Annotated in this window: 8 protein-coding genes; 3 read left to right on the top strand and 5 right to left on the bottom strand. The window is 52.0% G+C overall.

What is annotated here, in order from left to right; all coding sequences use genetic code 11:
• Positions 1 to 127 precede the first annotated feature (127 nt).
• Entirely contained in the window at positions 128 to 490 is a 363-nt protein-coding gene (locus LAO21_23120) for an ATP-binding protein (GenBank protein ID MBZ5555608.1), read from the top strand.
• 149 nt (positions 491 to 639) lie between these two features.
• Here the strand turns inward: LAO21_23120 and LAO21_23115 are convergent, their stop codons facing one another.
• The 3 genes from LAO21_23115 to LAO21_23105 form a co-directional block, all read right to left on the bottom strand.
• Positions 640 to 1,380 carry a hypothetical protein gene (locus LAO21_23115; protein ID MBZ5555607.1) on the bottom strand — a complete coding sequence of 247 codons (741 nt, stop codon included), beginning with the start codon at positions 1,378 to 1,380 and terminating at the stop codon, positions 640 to 642.
• A 161-nt stretch (positions 1,381 to 1,541) separates the two neighbouring features.
• Positions 1,542 to 2,321: a DUF1828 domain-containing protein gene (locus tag LAO21_23110; protein ID MBZ5555606.1), complete on the bottom strand. Its 780-nt coding sequence runs from the start codon at positions 2,319 to 2,321 to the stop codon at positions 1,542 to 1,544.
• Positions 2,322 to 2,324: 3 nt separating this feature from the next.
• Positions 2,325 to 2,489: a hypothetical protein gene (locus LAO21_23105; GenBank protein ID MBZ5555605.1), complete on the bottom strand. Its 165-nt coding sequence runs from the start codon at positions 2,487 to 2,489 to the stop codon at positions 2,325 to 2,327.
• On the opposite strand from LAO21_23105, the gene LAO21_23100 reads away from it, so the two are divergent.
• Positions 2,490 to 2,672: a hypothetical protein gene (locus LAO21_23100; GenBank protein MBZ5555604.1), complete on the top strand. Its 183-nt coding sequence runs from the start codon at positions 2,490 to 2,492 to the stop codon at positions 2,670 to 2,672.
• 304 nt (positions 2,673 to 2,976) lie between these two features.
• Here LAO21_23100 and LAO21_23095 read toward each other — a convergent pair whose 3' ends face one another.
• Both LAO21_23095 and LAO21_23090 read right to left on the bottom strand, forming a co-directional pair.
• Entirely contained in the window at positions 2,977 to 3,441 is a 465-nt protein-coding gene (locus tag LAO21_23095; GenBank protein MBZ5555603.1) for a GIY-YIG nuclease family protein, read from the bottom strand.
• 290 nt (positions 3,442 to 3,731) lie between these two features.
• Positions 3,732 to 5,402 (bottom strand): hypothetical protein, encoded by a 1,671-nt coding sequence (locus LAO21_23090; protein ID MBZ5555602.1) that lies wholly within the window; start codon positions 5,400 to 5,402, stop codon positions 3,732 to 3,734.
• Positions 5,403 to 5,846: 444 nt separating this feature from the next.
• On the opposite strand from LAO21_23090, the gene LAO21_23085 reads away from it, so the two are divergent.
• On the top strand, positions 5,847 to 5,990 hold the full coding sequence (locus tag LAO21_23085) for a hypothetical protein (protein MBZ5555601.1): 144 nt from the start codon (positions 5,847 to 5,849) through the stop codon (positions 5,988 to 5,990).
• The last annotated feature ends 127 nt before the right edge of the window (positions 5,991 to 6,117 follow it).

Here is a 6,117-nt window from a genome sequence, read left to right as displayed (position 1 = left end):
GCCCGTCTCGATGGGGAAACAACGGAGTGGCGTTCGAAGACAATCGACTCACTGGCGACCGGGCGGAACACACAGCAATACTCGGCTGGGCACTGGGTGGAGTCTTGCCTCTTGACACAACTTTGAGATGTGTGACCCCGTCATGGTGACCTCGAACCTGGCCTTTGCCCAGTGGACCAGCGTCTTTGGGGATGCCGCGCTGACCGCCGCTTTGCTGGACCGGCTGACCCATCACAGCACCATCCATGAGTTTAACTGGGAAAGTCGCCGCTTTGCAGAGAGTCTGAGCAAGAAACAGAAGTCGAGAAAGTCTGTAAGTCGCGAAGTGGCTGCCACTTCCGGCCCTGCCGGGCCGAATAAGGAGATGAATTCCGTGGGGGCCCCCGGCCCCACAGGATTCATGGTATTCCTTTTATTAAAACCCCTGGGAGGTGGGTACCTTTTCGATTGTCAAAAGCATTCGGTCACAAAGCGGAAAAGGGGGGAATAGCCGGATTATCTAAGCGCCATTTAAGTCAGGTCTAAATGTTCAATTTTCGCGATAAGCAACAATCAAAATTGAAAATTTAGATTTGACCCTAAAATCTTGCCATCGCTAAATATTCATTGATGGACAACCCTGCCTCGATTGCCAGCCTGTTAACGCGGGGAGTTCGCGGGAAAGGAGAAGAGCTTCTCCCGATGGTTCTTGATAAGCGTCAGAATATCGTTGGTTGTGCTGAATTCATAGATTTTCACGTGGTGGAATGCCTGTTCTGCCTGGCGCATTAGGAAGGGCAAATAATCGCGGTCCTTGACAAAATACAGCGATGGCTTTTGCAGGGCGAGCGCCACACCTGCTTCAAAAAGAACGCTAGAGACGATTTTTTCTGAGTAATGCAATACAAAACACTTACTCTCCCTTAGTGCCTGAATGTCGTCCGCGGCTGAGATATCAGCAGCTTCAAAATCTTTCATCGACGCAATTTCAGTCCCTGCGTAAACAACCGACTTGAACTTGCACTCCTTTCGAAAAGCCTCGACCAACATCAGAACATCTGTGCGATTTCGCTTGTATTTCTCATCTTCGTCATATGCAGCCATCGGACTGGAGATGAAAACATCATGTTTAATAGGAGTCTGCTCAAGCTCCTTGGGACCAGAGCCAGGTCGCTCAGGTGACTTGTGGGCAAGAAACGCCACAGCGCCAATCAATGCCAAGAGTGTAACCATCATTCCAACTACGAGGAATGTGAAATCTGCTCCGGTTGCCTTCGACGCCAAGAAGCCTAAAATACCCTCGGCCACCAACACAACTAACGAATAGAAAGCAAGGGGTGTCTTGATTTCCCTTATGATTGAAGATCTGGACTCCCTGTCGCCTTGTGAATTGGCTTTCATATGTGTTATCCCTCATAGCCATTCGAACGACACCCTGGCTTAGATATAGGTGGCTCTCCTTGCTTTTGCACAAGTCGAAAATGGAGACCGCCCCTGCTTGTTCCCAGACGTCGGTCTCTGAAGACTACCTCAATCTCTTAATGCGTAATCACCTTGCGGTCTCAACTTTCCCGAAGCGCTTCCTCCAAATATCGGGCAATTCGATCCTTATTCGCAGCTAAGCTGGAGAATTGCTTTTCACAGACATCGCTGAAACGAGCGAGCACCTTCCGATTAACCTCTTCTTGATTCTCAAAAATCCCAACAGCTCGAAACACCAGCCCCCAACGTTCAAACTGCAACAGGCCGATGGTCGCATCCCGGACCTTGTCGTCGCCGGGAAGCGCGTAAACGTGAAGCGGACGAACCATCCCGTTGACACGGCAATCAACAGTATACTTGCCGTCCGGATCGTGCTCTGGATGACTCCAGTCAAAAGTGCGCCGGTTTTGTGGAACCCGCTCCTCCATGAAAGCTCGGAAGTCTTCCAGAAATGTCGAGCGGACTCGCTCCCGGGAAAGGTATGAAACATCGGATATTTTGAGCAAGGCTTGCACAAAGTTGTATAGAGCATCACCATATTGCTCTTCTCGGATCTCCAACGAAAGTTCCCCCTCGCGATCGGCCACGCTGAACGCTGTGAGAGCATTCGAAATGATTTTCTCACGAGTGCCGCGTTGAAGGTCCTTTTCCTCAATGTCATATGTGAGGTGCATGTAAGTGTGCCCCTCATCCGTCAGCATCCAATGTCCGTTGTGACGTTTCAGCACGATGGAGAGGTGGTCGCCATCTTCGAAAAGGAAAGGCGTAAAAACTCGATATCGCTCCAGCCCCTCTGATTGCAGACGGAGACCATCGCAAACCTTCTTTTTGAAATCTTGTTCGATCGAATCAATGGTCACGGCTTACACCTCCTCCCCGAACAATTCGCTCTGAAGGCCGGCCGGTTGTTCAAAACCACAATCCTCAAGAAGGCAACGAATGGCTCCATAGTAGTCCGCAAACCGCGTCGAAGGCTCGGCATAAGAATCCTCCCGAAGCCCGGAATCCTGATATCGTTCGGTTGCCAAGTGAATGTGGAAATTGTAAAAGCTGTTTCCTTCAAGAGAGTTCGTGTGTTCGTGGCTCTTTCCATTGTAGCGGCGAAGCCTGAAAATTTGATTCGTCCTTGGAACGCAATACGCAAGAATGATAGAGAAGTCGATTGGATTGATATTGCTTTGACGAAAGATAATGCGAAACTCCGAATGTGAAGCACCCATTATATCCAACTCCCGTTCCTTGTGACCAGATTTGAGTCTCGGCTGTATTCGCTGACGGTAATCCTGTGGCAAAGGCTTGCGTTCATTGATTAATTGTTGAATCTGAAGGTCACTCAATCGGAGAGTCATTGGGAATTTCCCTCCAGGTGCGATTGTTTGTCACACCAAATGGGCGGGGGATGGTTTTTGTATCAGATTTCCTCTACCGAAAAATTGGGATGGTCACCCGCTTCGCCCTCTACTTCCAAATGCTGCTCGCGAGAGAATGAGTGAGTTCCCTGATTCATCCTCAACGCTACCTTGCTATATTCATCTTTCGAAGAAATGGATTATGGGATTTCTTCTTCCCTTTGGACGACACGGTGTGGACTAGACTCTTGATCCCTTGTTTGTTCAGTAATTCATAACCGTAACTCAAAGCAGACTTAATGCAGGTTCGCTCAACGATATCCAGAACTTTTTTCTCTTGCTGGCCCGGCTGCAGGGACAGTTCTGCAATTAGAAGGAGTCGACGCCCCTTAGCAGCATTCTTCATGGCCATCATCAACTTAGCATTATTCAACTGTTGATCGATTCTCTTCCTCAAATTGGCTGCCTGTCCCACATAAAGCGGGATTTGAGACTGGCCAAATTTCCGTGCAAAGACATAAATCCCAGGCTTCTCTGGAATTCGATCGAGTTCGTCACACGCATAAATCAAGTTGTCTTTTACGCCGCTTCTTAGTCGAATCGGTTTGTGCCAGATGATAGTGATCTCCATATTTCTTGCCTCACCCGCCAGAAATAGCGCTCTGCGGTTGAACGAGAGCGTCCTTCACCCTCTCCCGTACGCGAAGAGTGGTCGCTATGAATCGTCTTTCCTGAGTCCGAAACATGTGACCCCATAAGCAATTCTGCATCATGATGTTGGTGCCTGACCCCGGCAATTCTCAGCCTTAATATAACTCGCTGACCCATGGCGACTACCCCCTCAGGGGGATAGATTTGGTTTCCTTCCGAATGCTCCGAGGGCATTCGCAGCAGCCACCACATTATCTTGCGCGGCGGCCATTAAGGTCCTATGTACGGTGCCGGGAGGCTTTTGGGTTTCCATCCCGTTTCGACAATCTTGTACCCTGCCATCACGCTTAACTTGGCCTTGTCACCCCACGAGCAATTTATCCCCCCATTCCAACCCGTCCTAGTTGATACGCCATACCTTTCAGTAAGGAACCGGCCGAAGTCCATGATCACGGGATATGCCGGGGTATTTGGCGGCACTTCAAACGTATCGCTGAAATAGAGGTTTTTATTATTGTTATACCCGAAGCAGAAGTAGGGTTTTCCATTGCCGGAAGCGCCTGTTGACGTATTTTGTCCCTGCGTCACCGTGCCTTCAGCAGCGCGTGTCACGGGTGCGCGATTTCCCGCGGCGGATGCGGACGACACGGGTTGCCGGACCGCTGCTGCAGCCGGTGTCACAGGCACAGTGCGGGGGAGCGCGGCGGACTGTGCCTTATTTCGCGTCGCTTCAAATGTGCTGCACGTCGGGTAAGTAATCTTCCCGGAAACCTGCCCGGCGCTGGAATTGAAGGCGCCCTCCATCCCCACCATCACGTAACCGGGGGGCGCGGGGGGCACCCAGTTGACGGGATCCAGGTGGAAATTCCCGGTGGCCGCATCGTACGTCCCGCTCAAGCGATACCCGGCGGTGCCCGCGCGGGAATTTGCGGGCAGATCAAACATGAATTCGCCCGTCAACGACCCGTCGCCAGGAGCCGCAAGGGTCAGCTTGAGATTGACTGGGCCGCGAGCGCAACGATAGCTTCCGTTGTAAACGCCCGTAATCGCGGTGGCGTTTGCCGGCGTTGCACCCGAGGTTGGAGCAATAACCGGAGCCGGTGCGCCATTGTACGTCCAGCCGGTCTCGATGACGTTTCGCTTGTTTTGTCGGTCTCTATTCACATAGAGCTGCTCGACGGATCGGGCCTCCTCCACACTGCGAACACCGGTGCACTGAAGGTCACCGGGGTATTCCCCGGGCCCTCTATAAGAATATCGTTGCTTGAGAAATTGAAAAAACGCCACATGCACCGGATTGGTGTTTTTTTCAGTCGTTGCGATGGTGCCGGAATAATAGATGGTTGATTGGGGCGAGGCAACTCCGGTACAGAAAAGGTAGGACGTCACTGGCGGCGGGGGCTTTTGCCCGAGTTGCTCCGCTCTCCCCGGTGGCAAATTGCGGGCCGCGATGCTGGGATCGATGCTGGCAGATGCGGCCCCGATTCGCTTACCTGAAAATGTGCAGGCCGGATTTATGACGATGCCAAGTTCGATTCCACTGATCGTGCCCGAAGCATCGTAAAGGCCATTCAGCCCGAACCAGGTGTTGACATTGTAAGAGGCGCTCCGGGTCATGATCATGCGACGGGGAGGTTCGGGCGTCTCCCACTTAACAGGAAGCACCCTGAACGAAGCTCCCGCGTTGGTGCCCGTCAAGCTATAGGTAACGGCGTGGGTTCCAGAAGCATCCTGCGCATCGAAAGTGAGCATGCCGGCCAGCACGTAATCGCCGGTCGCCGTCAGGGCGAGCTTGAATTTGGTTTCGTGGTCAGCGCTCGAGCACTGAAGCCTGCCGTCGTAGACGCCTGCAATTTCCTTTGCCTTAAACTGCCCCGGAACGATCGACACGACAGTACAGAGCAGCGCGAAGGTCAAACAGATTGTGTATAGCTTTCGCATCGGACACCTCCTCTTAGCCGAAACCTCCATTTTAGACCCCAGGTTCGTGTTGGATGAGCCGGCCTTTCTGGGTTGCAATCGGGATCAAAATCATCGTGGGTCAAGACTGCGGTTTGAACGTGGGCATCTCTTACCGTTGTATCGTTCGTGCTGTGTCGAAGCTTCTCCCTTCGCCTCCATGGAGAAAGCCGTTGGAAACTGGCCGCGCACGGTGAACACGGCTCCGGTCGTCGAACCCGAACAAACGCCTGCCGCCCTCCTGAAGCGCCCGACGCTCATCAAGGGATTCAGCCAGATTCTCATTCGGCGTCGCCGTAGAGTCTCCCGTCACGGGGGAATGCAAGTTTTTTGTGCTGTGCGCCGAGAATTATATCATGCTGTTTTAATACAAGTAAAAACACAATTCGGGACTGTCCCGAATTTATGAAGATCCAACGAGACTAAATGGGGTCAGGTCGGGATTTTGGACAAATTCAGCTTCGCCAGGAGGAAGATGCGGTCATCGCTCTGAGTTTTGACATTGTCAAAGTATTCAAGTCGGACATGCATTATTCCGGGAGTGCCCATTTGTCCTACGTCCGGATCTGATATACATCTCAAAGTTGTGGAAGAAAGTTTATCGCTTTTGGGCAAAGGAAATCCCATGAACAGCGTATCATGTCGGCCAGCACCGGGAGGATAGGGCCACGCTGAAGAGCGACCTGAGCGCCACGGT

The sequence above is a fragment of the Terriglobia bacterium genome (assembly GCA_020073085.1).
GTDB lineage: Bacteria > Acidobacteriota > Terriglobia > JAIQFV01 > JAIQFV01 > JAIQFV01.
The sequence above is the reverse complement of the archived record's forward strand: the minus strand, read 5'-3'. Positions and strand labels throughout refer to the sequence as shown.